Source organism: Methylobacillus flagellatus KT, assembly GCF_000013705.1.
Classification (GTDB): Bacteria; Pseudomonadota; Gammaproteobacteria; order Burkholderiales; family Methylophilaceae; genus Methylobacillus; species Methylobacillus flagellatus.
In genome coordinates, this window is record NC_007947.1 from 479,990 (window position 1) to 494,877 (window position 14,888).

The following is a 14,888-nucleotide window of genomic DNA, read 5'->3' on the forward strand; positions in this document are numbered from 1 at the left end:
TATAGGGTGGAAATCGGGCCCACATGGCGGCAGGGGGGGCCAAGCACTTTGGCAGGCTGCGAGTTTGCAGGTAGCCATTGACCACGCCATGATGACGGAATATGAAGGGTGACTTGATTGGATGATGGTGCGCCCGACAGGAGTCGAACCTGTGACCTTTGGCTTCGGAAACCAACACTCTATCCAACTGAGCTACGGGCGCATCTTGAGCAGGGGATGGATTATAGCAAATGAATGCGCGCTTGTCCTTGCAATAACCTTTTCTCTAGCGGGGCTTATTGAGTATAATCCTCATCATTTCCTCTGCATTACTAAGATTGGTTTGGCATGAGCGCGCACGAGTACGAATTTCCGAAAACAACTAAAACGCAATTCATTTTGGCGGCATTAGGAGGGTTGTTTCCACCATTGCTGGTGCTCTTTCTTGTGGCACGCTTGTTCTTTGGGATCCAGTCCGAGCTGATTGATGACCCTGTTGTTGAGCAAAAGCCTGAAGCAGCCGCAGTTGCTCCCGCGAATGAAAGTGCCGATGACGATGAGTCTGCTGAGTCGGCAGACGGGGAAGATGACAGCGAGTAACCGCTGCATTCTTTGACACTTTCTCAATTCAAATAGCAGACCCATGGCTACCTATGCAATAGGAGATATCCAGGGTTGCTATCACTCACTTCTTTCGCTGTTGGAGCTTATCCAGTTTGACCCCGTCAAGGATAAGCTCTGGTTGGTTGGCGACCTGATCAATCGTGGCCCCGGTTCACTGGAGACACTTCGGTGGGCTAAATCCCACGAATCCAGTCTGGTCATGGTGTTGGGTAACCATGACCTGCATGCATTGGCTGTGGCAGAGGGATATGTGCGTGCGCACCGCAGTGATACGCTGCAATCTATTTTCGATGCCCCCGACCGCGACGAGTTGCTGGAGTGGCTGCGTTTTCGCCCCATGATGCATGCAGAGGATGGCATGGTGTTGGTTCATGCTGGTCTCTTGCCGCAATGGAGCGCCGAGCAGGCGCTGCATCTGGGGCAGGAGGTCGAACGCGCATTGCGTGGCGATGACTATCATGGTTTTCTTGCACACATGTATGGCAATTATCCAGTGCGCTGGGAGGCCGGTTTGCAAGGGATGGATCGTTTGCGCATGATCACGAATGCCATGACCCGCCTGCGTGTCTGCACTCCAGATGGCGCGATGGATTTTGACTTCAAGGGCAAGCTGGCAGATATTCCCCCAGGAAAGATGCCCTGGTTCGATGTGCCGGAGCGGGGTTCAGCCGATGTGACGGTCATTTTTGGACATTGGTCTGCGCTGGGGTTGCAACAGCGCGACAATCTTTATGCGCTTGATACGGGTTGCCTATGGGGAGGGAAGCTGACTGCCCTGCGCCTCGAGGGACGCCAGATTTTCCAGGTGCCTTGTCACCCGGCAGATGGTGTCCGTGCAATCAATGGGAGCTGATCAGGGCTCCCTCTCTTCCGGTGAGCCCAGGTTCAGCCTGGCGGCAATCGATTGTCTTGCCATGAGGCACAAACCGCGTCTTTCATGTCCTGTGCTCGCGATGGGCGGGGCGAAATCCAGTTCTACCGTTGACCGTGGTTGTGCCAATACCCTACGAAGGGATTGCCAGAGTGTGGTTTCTCCATGGTAGGCCATGGCGGTATTGATACTGCCATCCGGTTTGGGGTAACGGATCAACACGGGGCGAATGGCCGTGTTCGTATCAATCGCAGCCTGCATCAGGCTACCCTTGAAGGGCCTCAATTCAGTGCCGTCTGTCGTTGTGCCTTCGGGAAAGTAGCATAGGCAGTCACCGGCCATGATGCTTTTTGCCACTGTTTCAACCATACGGCTGACATCCTGTTTTTTTTCGCGATCAATGAATAGTGTGTTTGCCTGGGCGACCAGCCAGCCAAGCACCGGCCAGGAGCGAATGTCCGATTTGGCAATGAAGCGTACTGTGCGGATGCTGTTGAGTGCATAGATGTCAAGCCAGGAGATGTGGTTGGCAACAAACATCACGCTACGCACATCTTCTCCTGGGATATGGCTCTTGGCAATCACTTGTATGTTGAGAATGCCAAGCAGCTGCCTGCTCCAACCACGGATGATCTGGTCGCGGGTTGCAGCACTGACTCGCGGCAGGATGGTCGCTGCGACGGTGATACCGTAGAGTGTATGCAGCACCAGGCGCGTCAGGCGGAATAGCTGTATGGGCAGGGGCGTCTTTTTTTCAGGCAAGCAATTAATGAGCAGCTTATTTGAAAAAGTGAGCTGCATAACGTTTGTTGAGTCGCGACAATGGTAGCATGACCAGCATGTCTGCTGTATTGAAATCAGGGTCCCAAGCTGGTGCGCCGCAGATATATGCGCCCAGGCGCAGGTAACCTTTGATCAGGGGCGGGCAAGCGACTTCCAGGTCGTTGCGCAAGGCTTCCAGCGGCAGCGGGCAATTGGGGAATACGCGGTATTCCACTGGCGAAAGGTGATCCTGTTTTAGCTGGTGATACAAGCTAGCCGCCATATGGCCGCCGTCTGCCATGCCGATGCTGCCACAGCCGATCATGTACTCGTAGCGATGCACTTTCATGTAGTTGGCCAGCCCGGCCCAGAGCAGGGTGATCGTGCCGCCCAGGCGGTAATCCTTGTGTACGCAGGCGCGGCCAACTTCCACCATGCTGGGGGCAAGATGGCGCAGGCGCGAGAGGTCGAATTCGCCAGCGGAGTAGTAGCCGCCAGCTTCGTTGGCCATGGCCGGACTCAATATGCGGTAAGTGCCGACGACTTCGCCTGTTTCATGGTTGCGGACCAGCAAGTGATCGCAAAAGGCGTCAAAGCCATCTTGGTCCAGTCCTTCAGTGCCGGAGACGTTGGCGCCCATCTCCTCTGCAAATACTTTGTAGCGCAGGCGTTGTGCCTCGGCGATTTCGGATGCGTTGCGTGCAAGGCTGACATAGAGCTGGTGGACACCGGGCCTGGTGCCGAGGGAAGACTGCCGGTCAAGCATGAGGGCTTATCCTGACGATTTAAGATAGGCCACACTCTAAGAGTGATGAATGACGGAACAGTTAAAACAAGGTTAAGCTTTCATGAACATGCCGGGCTCACCCGGCATGTTCATGAGTGGGGATGCGGCAATGATTAATGCGTGACGCGTGTGATACCGCCGCTTTCCACCAGGCGGACCCTGTCGCCAGGGCTGAACTGCACATCTGCTTCCTGCACGACGGCAATCATACTGCCGTTTTCCAGCTTTACTGTGATTTCCAGGCCATCCTTGCGGGTGAAGCCTTCTTCTGCCGCTGCGCCTGCAAGGCCGCCCACCAGGGCGCCCAGCACTGTGGCAATGGTTTGTCCGCGGCCGCCGCCGACAGAGCTTCCGGCAATGCCGCCGACGACGGCACCGGCGCCGCCGCCAATAGGGGTCTTGGTGCCCTCCAGTTTGACATGGCGCACGCTTTCCACAACACCCATGCGTACGGTTTGGGTCTTGCGTGCTTCATCCCGGCTATATACGTCGCCTGAGTTAGAGCTCATGCAGCCGCCTAATGTGAGTAAGATGCCAGCTGCTACCAATAAAGACGTAATACGCATGTTGCGACTCCTTAAACGAGTTGTTCTGCGGCGTGCTCTGACAATGTTTCGTCGACCAACACCTGACTATAAATACGCTGTATCTCTTCGCGCGAGACCTGATGGTTTTGCGCCCCACGGCTCGCGATCTTGATGGCGCCCATCACGGAAGCCAGCCTGCCGCTTACAGGCCAATCCCATCCTTGCACGATGCCGTAGAGCAAACCGGCGCGATAAGCATCACCGCAACCAGTGGGATCCACGACTTGCTTCGCTTCTACACAGGGAATCTTGTGTACTTTCCCGTCGGCATGAATCGTGGAGCCATTAGCACCCTCGGTCACGATCAGGGCTTTGACCTTTTTCGCGACTTGTTCCAGCGTAAGACCTGTTTTTTCCTGCAATAGTTGCGCCTCATAGTCATTGACGGCGACATATGTGGCCAGGTCGATGAAGTACAGTAGCTCTTCGCCACTGAACATGGGGAGTCCTTGTCCGGGGTCAAACATGAATGGGATGCCTTTGTCATGGCACTCCTTGGCATGCAGCAGCATGCCTTCTCGGCCATCCGGCGCGATAATGGCAAGATCAATATCCTGGGCATCGTACACGCTGTTCTGGTGACAGTCGTTCATTGCGCCAGCATGGAAAGCAATGAGCTGGTTGTTGTCCTGGTCGGTAGTGATAAACGCTTGGGCCGTGAATGTGCCAGGAATTTGCTTGATGTGCGTGGTGTCCAGCTGGTGCTGCTGGAGCCATTCGTGATAGCCGGCAAAGTCATCGCCGACCGTTGCCATGATCACGGGGTCGCCCTGTAGCAGCTTGAGGTTGTAGGCAATATTGCCGGCTGTTCCGCCAAATTCCCGGCGCATTTCCGGCACGAGGAAACATACATTCAGCATGTGGATTTTGTCTGGCAGGATATGGTTCTTGAACCTGTCGTCAAAAACCATGATGGTGTCAAATGCCAGGGAGCCGCATATCAGTATCCGCATGTCTATAACCTATTGCAATCGTGTGTAAACCGCCATTATCTAGGGCCGGCAAGACGACTGCAAGCATGAAAAAGCCCGCAGGGCGTGCGGGCTTCTTGTTTTTGCTTCTGAATACCTGCTGAAACTAGGCTGCTTGTTTTTCCAGCGAGTTCTCGATCAGTATCTTGGCAGCCTTCTTGGCATATTTCACCGCGCCTGAGCCGCGCTTGATCTGTTCTGCCTGGATGGCCCCTTCGATCAGGATGGATAGCTGCAATGCCAGGCTGTCGGGATCGCGGGCACCTGCGTCGGCGGCCAGCTCTGCCAAGAATTGGCGGAATTGGCGCGATTGCTCTGCCGAAAGGCGATGGACAGGGTTTTCCTCATTGGGGAATTCTGCGGATGCCTTGAGAAAAGCCATGCCACGGAAATCCGGCGCCGTGACCCATTCCTCGATGAAGTCGAACAGCTTTTGCAGGCGCTCGGAAGGTTTTTTGGTGTTTTTGCTGAGATTGTGGCTGAGCCACTCGGTAAAGTCGGAATGGCCTTTCTGGAGCACTTCCAGAATCAGGTCTTCCTTGCTGCGGAAATACTTGTACAGGGTCATCTTGGTTGTACCAGCGACCGCGACGATCGTATCCACCCCGGTCGAGTTGATACCACGCGTCTGGAACAGGTCAGAAGCAACATGCAGTATTTTTTCCCGTAGCACGGACATAATTGTTCCCTTATTGAGCGTACAGGTTGTACGCAATGTTTATATACAGATTAGTATACACATATTCATGCCAGAGCAGTGGATGACAGATTCAGCACCGGCATCATCCAGCTAATGCCGGGAGTATAAGTCTTGCGCGTCAATCCTGCTTGATTTAAGTGTAAACAAACTGTTACCAAAATATAAAAAAGTGTAAACGGTCAACGATATATGGATAGGAAAAATATGGTCGCCTGTTTACAGAAAGGTATGCATCTATGAGTTTTCGATATGGACGTCGAGCGGCTTGGTATCCGCCAAGTCGATGCACACATATTGGTCAAAGGCAGTCAGCAGCGCCAGAGCGGGCGCTTGCCGCCCAGGAGTTGCGGCATGTCTTATGGGTGTGCAGCAGGCGCGAAGCTCAACCTCAATCGCTTAATCAGGTGGGATTCAAGCCCAAGATGCTTGGAAGCGCCAATATTAAGGAAGGGCCAGGTCGTCAGGGCATGCCTCCAGCCGGGCCTGTGGCAGGAAGCTACCAGCATGGTTAGCCACAATGGTAAGCAGGAAATCAGGAGCTGCCTGATTAACTCGGCCTAGGACCGCTGGATGGGTTTATTGGCTGTGACGGCAGGCACTGTCAGCCGGGCCTTGATATAGGCTTGTTCGGATTCAGACAGCATGGTGAGGGGCTTGTATTCGCAACTGACCTTGTTGAGCAGTTGGCTTGCCAAGGTAATCTCCTCGGCCTGGCTGGAAATGTTGCCGGCCACGATGTTGGTCAGGAAGACACCGCGTTCAGGTGCGCTCAGCATCAGTGCCTGCGGGAAATGGCAATTGCCTTGGCGCATGCGCTCTATGGCGCTGTACAGTTCCGCTACATGGTGGGGGCTGGCAACAACTGCTTCCTGTGCCACCGTGTTCCATAATTGGTGGCTGGAAGGGGATTTGTGCATCGGCGGCGTTTCCCGCAACATATACCATGACATGAACAAGGTGATCCCCAGCAGGCTGATGAAGCTGGCACTCATGCCGAAGTCCCGCAGTCTGCGCCAGCTGTGGTCACATTGCGCATGGATCAGTGCGTCGCTGGCAGTGCGGGCCTGGCGCAATGCCTGACTGCCAGGGTATCGCAACTCTTCCTTCAGTGCATTTTCCAGCATGATGAGGATTTGCTGGGCCAGTACTTCCGGAAGCTGGGCACCGCACGCCTTGGCCTGCTTGCTGAGATAGCGGGCCAGGCTGTCTTGCTGCCGTAGCAGTTCTTGCTCAATTTCCGGCAATGGCCGGGAGGACATGAGGGTCAGGTCGAAGATCTTCAACAGGCGCAATCGCGGCTTGCTCTTGCTTGCCTTGAGGGATTGCAGTAGCCATGAGTGATTTCGATTGAACATAGGCATATCCAGGCTAGAAAGGTTTGACAACCACTAATATCACCACTGCGACCAGCACGAGCACAGGCAGTTCGTTCAGCCAGCGGTAAAAAACATGTCCGTGGCGGTTGCGGTCGTGCTTGAAGTCGAACAGCAGCTTGCCGCAATACAGGTGGTAAGCAATCAGCAGGGCGACCAATGTGAGCTTTGCGTGCAGCCAGCCGCCTGAAAAACCGTAACCATGCCACAGCCAGAGGCCAAATATGATGGTGAGTAGCGCGCCAGGCGTCATGATGCCGAAAAACAGCTTGCGCTCCATGATTTTGAAGCGCTCGCTGCCGACATGGTCCTCAGTCTGGGCATGATAGACGAACAGGCGCGGCAGATAGAACAAGCCAGCGAACCAGGTCACCATGAACACGATATGCCAAGCCTTGATCCAAAGCATGTCAACCCGCCTTACCTAAGTGTTGGTCAAGCAATTTGCGCAGGGCGCTGAAATCCAGCTCGCCGATCAATTTTTGAATGATGCGGCCTTGCTTGTCGATGATGAAAGAAGTCGGCGTGACACGGACATCGTTGAATTGCATAGCCGCATCACCGCTGCTGTCATGGCTGACGGGAAAGGGGAGGGCGTTATTGTGCGAGTAATTGATGACCTGCTGGATACCATCGTAAGACATGGCCACTGCAATCACTTCGAAACCCTTGTCCTTGTATTCATTGTAGGTCTGGATCAACCCAGGCATTTCCGCGATGCAGCCAGGGCAGTCGGTTGCCCAGAAGTTCACCAGCACCAGCTTGCCTTGCTGGGAAGACAAGGGAATGGTCTTGCCTTCCAGCGTGACGAAGGTGATGTCAGGCGCTTGCGGCTTTTGTGTCAGGGAAAAGCCAAGAAATGCAAGCAAGCCGACAATGGCCAAAGGGATCAGGACTTTGCGTAATTTCTGTGACATGGTGAAGACAGTCATTCCAACATCAACGTATCTAGAATGTCATTGTGGTGCTTTTCACTGGATTTGTCATCCGAAATGCGCCGGAAGATTTTGTATGCTAACAATTATCATTCTCTTGAAAGCCGCGCCAGCACTGCATTTGCGTTTATTTCTGTATCTATCGCCATGATATAATTGTGTCTTTGGCTTCCATTCCCAGCATGACACCCCGCCTACGCGAAATCCCCTACAACTACACTTCCTTTTCCGACCGGGAAATCGTCATCCGCTTCCTGGGTGAGGATATCTGGAACGTACTGAATGAACTGCGATCCGAGCGCAAGACTGGCCGTTCGGCGCGCATGTTGTTCGAGGTGCTGGGAGATCTGTGGGTGGTGTCGCGCAACCCTTATTTACAGGATGACCTGCTCGCCAACAAAAAACGGCGCAAGGCATTAATTGATGCGCTGGCACACCGCATCAAGGCGATCGACGAACGCAGCGCGGGCAATACCAAGGTAATCAAGCTGGTGGCGGCCGCACGCAAGGCGGTGGATGCATTTGCGCAGGAATTCGAGGATATAGAAGCGCTGCGCAAGCGCGCATTGAGCAGGCTGTCGCGCCATACGCGCAAGGATAATATCCGCTTTGATGGCTTGTCGCGCGTTTCCCATGTGACGGATGCGACCGACTGGCGCGTGGAATATCCGTTCGTCGTCATCACGCCGGACACCGAACAGGAAATCGCGGCACTGGTGCGCGTCTGCATCGAGCTCGGCCTGACCATCATCCCGCGTGGCGGTGGCACTGGTTACACTGGTGGCGCCGTGCCGCTCACCAAGCTTTCCGCAGTCATCAATACCGAAAAGCTCGACCAATATTCCGCGGTCAGTTACACCCAGTTGCCGGGTGTGGTGGAAAAGGTGCCGGTGATCCATTGCGGCGCAGGCGTGGTGACGCGTCGCGTGATGGAGGCAGCCAGCGCCGCTGGACTGGAGTTCGCCGTCGACCCGACCTCCGCCGATGCCTCGTGCATAGGCGGCAATATCGCGATGAATGCGGGCGGCAAGAAGGCTGTGCTCTGGGGCACGGCACTCGATAACCTGGTGTCCTGGCGCATGGTGACGCCGGATGCGCAATGGCTGTTCATCGAGCGCCTGGACCACAACCTCGGCAAGATCCACGACGTGGAAATCGCGCGGTTCCGTATCACGCGTTATGAAGAGGACGGACAGACCATCATCGGGGAGCCGGAATTGCTCGACATTCCTGGCCCCAGCTTCCGTACCGTGGGCCTTGGCAAGGACGTAACGGACAAGTTCCTTTCCGGCTTGCCCGGCATCCAGAAGGAGGGCTGTGATGGCCTGATTACCTCGGCGACCTTCATCCTGCATCGCATGCCCAAGCATGTGCGTACCGTGTGCCTGGAGTTTTTCGGCCATGTCGCGCTTGCAGTGCCTTCCATTGTGGAAATCAAGGATTACCTCGACGCACACCCCAATACCATCCTTGCCGGGCTGGAGCACCTGGACGAGCGCTATCTGCGAGCGGTCGGCTACGCCACCAAGGCGAACCGCAGCGAGCGGCCCAAGATGGTGCTCATCGCCGACATCGCGAGCGACGACGAGGCCGGCGTGGGCGAAGCGGCTTCGCAGGTAGTGCGCCTGGCCAACGCGCGCGGCGGCGAGGGTTTCATTGCGGTGTCGAGCGAGGCGCGCAAGAAATTCTGGCTCGATCGTGCGCGCACCGCCGCGATCGCCAAGCACACCAATGCCTTCAAGATCAACGAGGATGTGGTCATCCCATTGCCGCGCCTGGGCGATTATTCCGATGGTATCGAGCGCATCAACATCGAGTTGTCGATCAAGAACAAACTCAAATTGCTGGATGCCTTGCAAGTCTTTATGGAAGGCGATCTGCCCCTGTATGAGGACGACGAGACCCAGGCGGATCCTGACAGCGTTGCCGCCAAGCGCCAGATGGCGCTGGAGTTGATTGCCGCCACGCGTCAGCATTGGCAGACGGTGCTGGACAACCTTGATGGCGCGATTTCGCTGCTCGGGCCGGATTTCAGCGACCTTGCCGTAGAGAACATCTTCCGTGCCGTGCAGGAGCACCAAGTGCGCATCTCCTGGAAGCGGGATGTCAAGAAGGAACTGCATCGCATCTTTACCGGGCGCGAGTACCGCCGCATTCTGGAACGCTGCGACGAGATACACAAGCAAGTCCTCAAGGGCCGCGTCTTCGTCGCGCTGCACATGCATGCAGGCGATGGCAACGTGCATACCAACATTCCGGTCAATTCCGACGATTACGAAATGATGCAGACTGCGCACGAAGCCGTGGCGCGCATCATGAAGCTGGCGACCGGCCTGGGCGGTGTGATCTCGGGCGAGCACGGCATCGGCATCACCAAGATGGAGTTCCTAGACGACAAGACTGTGGCGAAATTCGCCGATTACAAGGCCAAGGTCGACCCGGAAGGCCGCTTCAACAAGGGCAAGCTTATGGCGGGCTCCGGCCTGCATTCGGCCTATACGCCTTCGTTCGGCCTGCTGGAGCAGGAGTCCATCATCATGGAGCAATCGGCGATCGGCGAGATCGCCGATTCCATCAGTGACTGCCTACGCTGCGGCAAGTGCAAGCCGGTGTGCACCACGCACGTGCCGCGCGCCAATCTCTTGTACAGCCCGCGCAACAAGATACTCGGCACCTCGCTGCTGATCGAGGCTTTCCTCTACGAGGAGCAGACCCGGCGTGGCATCTCGCTCAGGCATTTCGACGAGTTCAATGATGTGTCCGACCATTGCACCGTCTGTCATCGCTGCGAGAAGCCTTGCCCGGTTGATATCGACTTTGGCGATGTTTCGATTGCCATGCGCAACTTCCTGCGCGAACAGGGCAAGAAGCATTTCAATCCTGGCACTACGGTGGCGATGACTTTCCTGAACATGAAGGATCCCGCCACCATCCGCGCCATGCGCGCCGCCATGGTCGGTTTCGGCTACAAGGCACAACGTATCGCGCATCGCCTGTTCAAGCGGCTGGGCGTATTGAATGCTACCAAGAGGGCGCCGCCGCAGACGCTGGGTAAGCCAGCGATCAAGGCGCAGGTGATCCACTTCCTCAACCGCCCGATGCCAAAAACAATGCCAACCAAGACCTCCCGCGCCTTGCTCGGCATTGAGGACGACACTATCGTGCCAGTCATCCGCAACCCGCAGAAAACCACTGAGGATTCGGATGCCGTGTTCTACTTCCCCGGTTGCGGCTCGGAGCGCCTGTTCTCCACCGTGGGGCTGGCGACGCAAGCCATGCTCTACGAGGCTGGCGCGATTACCGTGTTACCGCCCGGCTACCTCTGCTGCGGCTATCCGCAGACCTCGAGCGGCAACCACGACAAGGGTCAGCAGATCACGGCGGACAACCGCGTGCAGTTCCACCGCGTCGCGAACACCTTGAACTACCTCGACATCAAGACTGTGATCGTTTCGTGCGGCACCTGCATGGATCAGTTGCAGAAGTACGAGTTCGAGCGCATTTTCCCGGGGGCACGTTTGCTGGATATCCACGAATATCTGATGGAAAAGAACTTCAGGATCGAGGGCATCACCGGCACGCGCTACATGTACCACGACCCTTGCCATACGCCGATGAAGACCTACGCACCGATGAAAGTAACGCAAGCGCTGGTTGGAAAGAATGAAGTGGAGCTTAACGACCGCTGCTGCGGCGAATCCGGCACCTTCGCCGTCGCGCGCCCCGATATCGCGACCCAGGTGAAAATGCGAAAGCAGGAAGAACTGGAAAAAGGCATGGTGAAAATGGGCCTGACCCCGGGCCGTCCCGAACAGGACGTGAAAATCCTTACCTCCTGCCCGTCCTGCCTGCAAGGCTTGTCACGCTATGGCGAGGATACCGGCATCGAAGCCGACTACATCGTCGTCGAAATGGCCAAGCACCTGCTGGGCGAGAACTGGATGCAGGATTATGTGCAGAAGGCCAACAACGGCGGCATAGAGAAAGTGTTGCTGTAACTATGTTGTAGAGATGCATAAAAAATAGAATTTCTCCGGTCTTGATTTTGATTCTCCATTGGAAAGAGAGCTCGTAGGGCGCACTCGCTTGCTGTGCGCCGTATGTTAAGAGTATAAAAATACGGCGTACTTGCCTTACGGCGAGTACGCCCTACGCGGGGTAATTTTTGGTCAACATCCAGAAACACTACAGTTGGAGATACATCCGCTCATAAGCAATTCAATAAGTGTAATAATTAAGAAATAATAATATTGATTAATTAAGTAAATACCTTCATTTTGATTGAATTAAAGAAATTACCGCATTCCAAATTTCTGGCGGCAATAGAATACTTAAAGCGAAAGTATAATAGGAGACAGATTGTCCCCTATTGTCTGGGTATTTTCACCATCCACCGCGCCACCAATTTTTACAAGCAGATAGAAAAAACATCAAAACAACTAATAAGACATACTTAATTAGCTTCATCGTAAACTCCTATTTATTTGAATTAATCACTGCAAGTACAGCATTCCAAACTTCTGGTGGTAGCAAAACACTTAATGCAAATGGTGTAGCTAATCCTACATTGGTGATATTGGTTGCATTACCTATTGCACCAATTACCGTTTTATCTAAATTTTTACCATTACCCAACTCTTCATACCAGATTACGCTGTTCAAGGTATCATGCGTTCCTGCATAAGCCTCGGCTAGTTTGTCCCAAAAAGATCCCGCAGGAACAATAGGGGAAAGACCACGTTTATTTTCTAGGAGATGCCTTAAAAGGCCTACCAGCTTTACCTCGTAATACTCGTCTCTTCAATGCCTCTGAAATCTGATCTGCAAAACCCGTGTCTCCCAACACATAATTACCATTAGTGGCCTGTCGTATTTCATCCACTAGCTTCGGTTCAAGCTCATGCCGAAATAGCTCTCGATAAGCCGCTTGCCTTGCTTCATCATCCAGCCCCAAGCTTTTATATACAGCATGTGATGAAACCAGATGACTAGATTCACCTTGTGCATTAGTTCGATAGCTACTCCACCTATAGTCCGCAGGGTGCTCAACCATATTCGCTCGTACAGGGTTAAGCTCTATGTAACGCTGGCAAGTGAGAAGATAGGTTTCTGCCTGGGTCGGGCAAGACTTGTAGCGTCCTTCCCACAAGGTGCCACTGCGCGTATAGGTACGGTTAATGTATTGCACATAACGTTGCCCCAGTGCTTTCATCATCCCGCTTATGGCTTCTGTTTTAACTGATGAAACTAAAAGATGTACATGATTTGTCATCAACACATAAGCATGTATTTGGCAGCCTGTTTCATTTGCATAGTCTTTCAACCAATCCAGATACTTGATGTAATCTTCATCTGCATAAAAACACACAGATCGGTTATTCCCTCGCTGGATAATGTGTTGCGGAAAATTAGGCAAAATAATTCGAGGGCGGCGGGGCATATTAAACCTTATAAGAGATTGGCCTAAATACTACTATTAATCGTGGTCTGTCCCCTATTATTCTTGCAATCAATAGAGTCTGTGAACCTATTGATTTTGAGAATTTATGGTGCGCCGCAAAGAGGCCTGGCCTTCATATATTCGCTGGAGCAATTTCCCATGTAACGATATCCACTTCGAATCAAGCAACGTTGAAATGCATGCTCTTGTCGCATACGAGCAGCTTCATCGGTCTCATCAGGAAACTGCTGTTTGACTTTCCATGAGAAAGTACCATTTTCACTCCCCTCACATGCCGCCCAATCATTAAGTCGACTTTCTTCTGTCATTCCCTCCTTTTCCCAATAATCAATATAAGGTTTGACGGGCTCACGGAATGGATTGCCATTCATCCAATGTCCTCCGATCCCACACCCTGTCTGCGTAAGGCTAAGAAATAATAAAAAATAGACGGATGTACGCATTTTTATTTTGCACCTTTCAATCAATAAAGTCTGATAAGACTATTGACTTAGAATTTATGGTGCACCGCAAAGAGGCTGAGATTTCATATACTCACTGGAACAGTTGCCAGTGTAGCGATATCCAGTGCGTAGCATGCAACGTTCAAAGTCGTGTTCCAGCCGAGCACGGAATACATCGCTGCTTTCTTCCGGAAGTCGTTTTTTTCTGTCAAGTGCGAAACTACCGTTGGGTAGCCCTCCGCATGCCACCCAGTTATTCAAACGACTTTCCTCCGTCATTTCTTCCTTCGTCCAATAGGAGATATAGGGTTTGATGTCGGGTTTGTAGAAAGGATCACCATTCATCCAATACCCACCGATCCCGCAGCCTGTCTGCGTAAAACTAAGAACTAATAAAAAATAGACTGATTTACGCATTTTTATTTGTATCTTCTAATAAAATTGATATTGCTTGCTAGATCTTGGAAGGTAGCAGTCATGACATCGCAAATGGCCTTGATACTACTGGATGCTGTTGATTGCTATCAGCGTTTCTTTTTTAGTCAAGTCTAAAGACACCTTTCATCGCAATACTCCAGATAGGTATAACCTTTATCGCGCATGCAATCGGCCCACTTTTTAGTGAGTCTTGCCTCCGCCATGACATTATTAAAATCTTCAGGTTGTTTGGCCGATTGGATTTCATGCGGAAGAAAATTTACACTTTCATTTCCTTTTGCACCACAAGCCGCAATATCCATTCGACGGCTTTCCTTTGTCATATTATCCTTGATCCAATGAGCACCATAAGGCTTAGGATTTTTCAATCTGTCGTAGGCAACTTTATCGCAGTAAGCTGCGGGTGTTTGTGGTCCACAAATTTGACCATTACCAATCGTACAGCCAATCAATAAACAGCTAACACATATGGCGAACAATAGCGTTATCATTACTCTCACTTTGCACTCCTCAATAAAATAGAAATAGAAATAGCTTGCCAGACTTCTGGCGGTAACAGCTCAGACATTGCAAAAGGGGCTGAAAGTGCGATGGCTCCTGTTGCACTCCATGTGTTGTGGGCTTTAATTAATGCATTTGATCTGCCACGTGTCGCATTCCCTTGCTCGTCATATAATCCCGTGATCTGCCCTCCGATAAAATCGTGTGAGCCGCCAAAAGACTCAATGAGTTGATCTTGCCAACTTCCGGCTTTATAGGGTATGTCAGACAAAGTGCCTATGTAGTCTTGAATCCCTTCCAGGCAGGGGTTTTCACAAACATGCCTCCTGGTTATGGTGCGCCACAAGCTGGCATAGACTTCATGTATTCATTGCTACAATGTCCGATATAACGATAGCCTTTCCGAATCAGGCATCGTTGATGTTTCGCACTTTGTCGCTTATAGGCTTTTAGAAC

Annotated in this window: 17 protein-coding genes and 1 tRNA gene; 3 read left to right on the top strand and 15 right to left on the bottom strand. The window is 52.8% G+C overall.

Features of this window, described 5'->3' with window-relative positions:
- Window positions 1-125 precede the first annotated feature (125 nt).
- A tRNA-Arg gene (locus MFLA_RS02395) sits at window positions 126-202 on the bottom strand.
- 125 nt (window positions 203-327) lie between these two features.
- On the opposite strand from MFLA_RS02395, the gene MFLA_RS02400 reads away from it, so the two are divergent.
- Window positions 328-579, top strand: coding sequence for a hypothetical protein (locus MFLA_RS02400; protein ID WP_011478833.1), 252 nt, complete (start codon window positions 328-330; stop codon window positions 577-579).
- 43 nt (window positions 580-622) lie between these two features.
- A complete protein-coding gene (locus MFLA_RS02405; protein WP_011478834.1) occupies window positions 623-1,456 on the top strand; it encodes a symmetrical bis(5'-nucleosyl)-tetraphosphatase in 834 nt (277 codons plus the stop codon).
- On the opposite strand, the gene MFLA_RS02410 is transcribed toward MFLA_RS02405, so the two are convergent.
- From MFLA_RS02410 to MFLA_RS02450, 8 genes are all read right to left on the bottom strand, one after another.
- The gene (locus MFLA_RS02410; protein WP_011478835.1) at window positions 1,457-2,236 is read right to left on the bottom strand and encodes a lysophospholipid acyltransferase family protein; all 780 of its coding nucleotides are present in this window, start codon (window positions 2,234-2,236) and stop codon (window positions 1,457-1,459) included.
- Between the two features lie 16 nt (window positions 2,237-2,252).
- Complete coding sequence (locus MFLA_RS02415; protein ID WP_011478836.1) at window positions 2,253-3,002, bottom strand: GNAT family N-acetyltransferase; 750 nt, start codon at window positions 3,000-3,002, stop codon at window positions 2,253-2,255.
- A 134-nt stretch (window positions 3,003-3,136) separates the two neighbouring features.
- A complete protein-coding gene (locus MFLA_RS02420; RefSeq protein ID WP_011478837.1) occupies window positions 3,137-3,589 on the bottom strand; it encodes a glycine zipper 2TM domain-containing protein in 453 nt (150 codons plus the stop codon).
- Between the two features lie 11 nt (window positions 3,590-3,600).
- A complete protein-coding gene (locus MFLA_RS02425) occupies window positions 3,601-4,563 on the bottom strand; it encodes a carbohydrate kinase family protein (protein WP_011478838.1) in 963 nt (320 codons plus the stop codon).
- 124 nt (window positions 4,564-4,687) lie between these two features.
- Entirely contained in the window at window positions 4,688-5,260 is a 573-nt protein-coding gene (locus MFLA_RS02430; RefSeq protein ID WP_011478839.1) for a TetR/AcrR family transcriptional regulator, read from the bottom strand.
- A gap of 578 nt (window positions 5,261-5,838) precedes the next feature.
- Window positions 5,839-6,636 carry a hypothetical protein gene (locus MFLA_RS02440; protein WP_048811511.1) on the bottom strand — a complete coding sequence of 266 codons (798 nt, stop codon included), beginning with the start codon at window positions 6,634-6,636 and terminating at the stop codon, window positions 5,839-5,841.
- A gap of 13 nt (window positions 6,637-6,649) precedes the next feature.
- Window positions 6,650-7,063 (bottom strand): protoporphyrinogen oxidase HemJ, encoded by a 414-nt coding sequence (hemJ, locus tag MFLA_RS02445; protein ID WP_011478841.1) that lies wholly within the window; start codon window positions 7,061-7,063, stop codon window positions 6,650-6,652.
- A 1-nt stretch (window position 7,064) separates the two neighbouring features.
- Window positions 7,065-7,571, bottom strand: a complete 507-nt coding sequence (locus MFLA_RS02450) for a peroxiredoxin family protein (RefSeq protein WP_048811817.1) — start codon at window positions 7,569-7,571, stop codon at window positions 7,065-7,067.
- A gap of 200 nt (window positions 7,572-7,771) precedes the next feature.
- Here MFLA_RS02450 and MFLA_RS02455 point away from each other — a divergent pair, with 200 nt between their 5' ends.
- The gene (locus tag MFLA_RS02455) at window positions 7,772-11,587 is read left to right on the top strand and encodes a DUF3683 domain-containing protein (RefSeq protein ID WP_011478843.1); all 3,816 of its coding nucleotides are present in this window, start codon (window positions 7,772-7,774) and stop codon (window positions 11,585-11,587) included.
- A 478-nt stretch (window positions 11,588-12,065) separates the two neighbouring features.
- On the opposite strand, the gene MFLA_RS14270 is transcribed toward MFLA_RS02455, so the two are convergent.
- From MFLA_RS14270 to MFLA_RS14295, 6 genes are all read right to left on the bottom strand, one after another.
- On the bottom strand, window positions 12,066-12,251 hold the full coding sequence (locus MFLA_RS14270) for a hypothetical protein (RefSeq protein ID WP_195742052.1): 186 nt from the start codon (window positions 12,249-12,251) through the stop codon (window positions 12,066-12,068).
- Between the two features lie 79 nt (window positions 12,252-12,330).
- Entirely contained in the window at window positions 12,331-13,029 is a 699-nt protein-coding gene (locus MFLA_RS14275) for a transposase (protein ID WP_011478844.1), read from the bottom strand.
- A gap of 104 nt (window positions 13,030-13,133) precedes the next feature.
- A complete protein-coding gene (locus tag MFLA_RS14280) occupies window positions 13,134-13,493 on the bottom strand; it encodes a hypothetical protein (protein ID WP_011478845.1) in 360 nt (119 codons plus the stop codon).
- Between the two features lie 54 nt (window positions 13,494-13,547).
- The gene (locus MFLA_RS14285; protein ID WP_011478846.1) at window positions 13,548-13,910 is read right to left on the bottom strand and encodes a hypothetical protein; all 363 of its coding nucleotides are present in this window, start codon (window positions 13,908-13,910) and stop codon (window positions 13,548-13,550) included.
- 131 nt (window positions 13,911-14,041) lie between these two features.
- Entirely contained in the window at window positions 14,042-14,431 is a 390-nt protein-coding gene (locus MFLA_RS14290) for a hypothetical protein (protein ID WP_011478847.1), read from the bottom strand.
- Window positions 14,428-14,703, bottom strand: coding sequence for a hypothetical protein (locus tag MFLA_RS14295; protein WP_195742054.1), 276 nt, complete (start codon window positions 14,701-14,703; stop codon window positions 14,428-14,430). Before MFLA_RS14295 ends, MFLA_RS14290 begins: the two co-directional genes overlap by 4 nt.
- Between the last annotated feature and the right edge of the window lie 185 nt (window positions 14,704-14,888).

Excerpts from the sequence above, each read along its gene's own strand:
- MFLA_RS02400 (WP_011478833.1), top strand. The coding sequence starts at position 328 with ATGAGCGCGCACGAGTACGAATTTCCGAAAACAACTAAAACGCAATTC.
- MFLA_RS02405 (WP_011478834.1), top strand. The coding sequence starts at position 623 with ATGGCTACCTATGCAATAGGAGATATCCAGGGTTGCTATCACTCACTT.
- MFLA_RS02415 (WP_011478836.1), bottom strand. The coding sequence starts at position 3,002 with ATGCTTGACCGGCAGTCTTCCCTCGGCACCAGGCCCGGTGTCCACCAG.
- MFLA_RS02420 (WP_011478837.1), bottom strand. The coding sequence starts at position 3,589 with ATGCGTATTACGTCTTTATTGGTAGCAGCTGGCATCTTACTCACATTA.
- MFLA_RS02425 (WP_011478838.1), bottom strand. The coding sequence starts at position 4,563 with ATGCGGATACTGATATGCGGCTCCCTGGCATTTGACACCATCATGGTT.
- MFLA_RS02430 (WP_011478839.1), bottom strand. The coding sequence starts at position 5,260 with ATGTCCGTGCTACGGGAAAAAATACTGCATGTTGCTTCTGACCTGTTC.
- MFLA_RS02440 (WP_048811511.1), bottom strand. The coding sequence starts at position 6,636 with ATGTTCAATCGAAATCACTCATGGCTACTGCAATCCCTCAAGGCAAGC.
- hemJ (WP_011478841.1), bottom strand. The coding sequence starts at position 7,063 with ATGCTTTGGATCAAGGCTTGGCATATCGTGTTCATGGTGACCTGGTTC.
- MFLA_RS02450 (WP_048811817.1), bottom strand. The coding sequence starts at position 7,571 with ATGTCACAGAAATTACGCAAAGTCCTGATCCCTTTGGCCATTGTCGGC.
- MFLA_RS02455 (WP_011478843.1), top strand. The coding sequence starts at position 7,772 with ATGACACCCCGCCTACGCGAAATCCCCTACAACTACACTTCCTTTTCC.
- MFLA_RS14275 (WP_011478844.1), bottom strand. The coding sequence starts at position 13,029 with ATGCCCCGCCGCCCTCGAATTATTTTGCCTAATTTTCCGCAACACATT.
- MFLA_RS14280 (WP_011478845.1), bottom strand. The coding sequence starts at position 13,493 with ATGCGTACATCCGTCTATTTTTTATTATTTCTTAGCCTTACGCAGACA.
- MFLA_RS14285 (WP_011478846.1), bottom strand. The coding sequence starts at position 13,910 with ATGCGTAAATCAGTCTATTTTTTATTAGTTCTTAGTTTTACGCAGACA.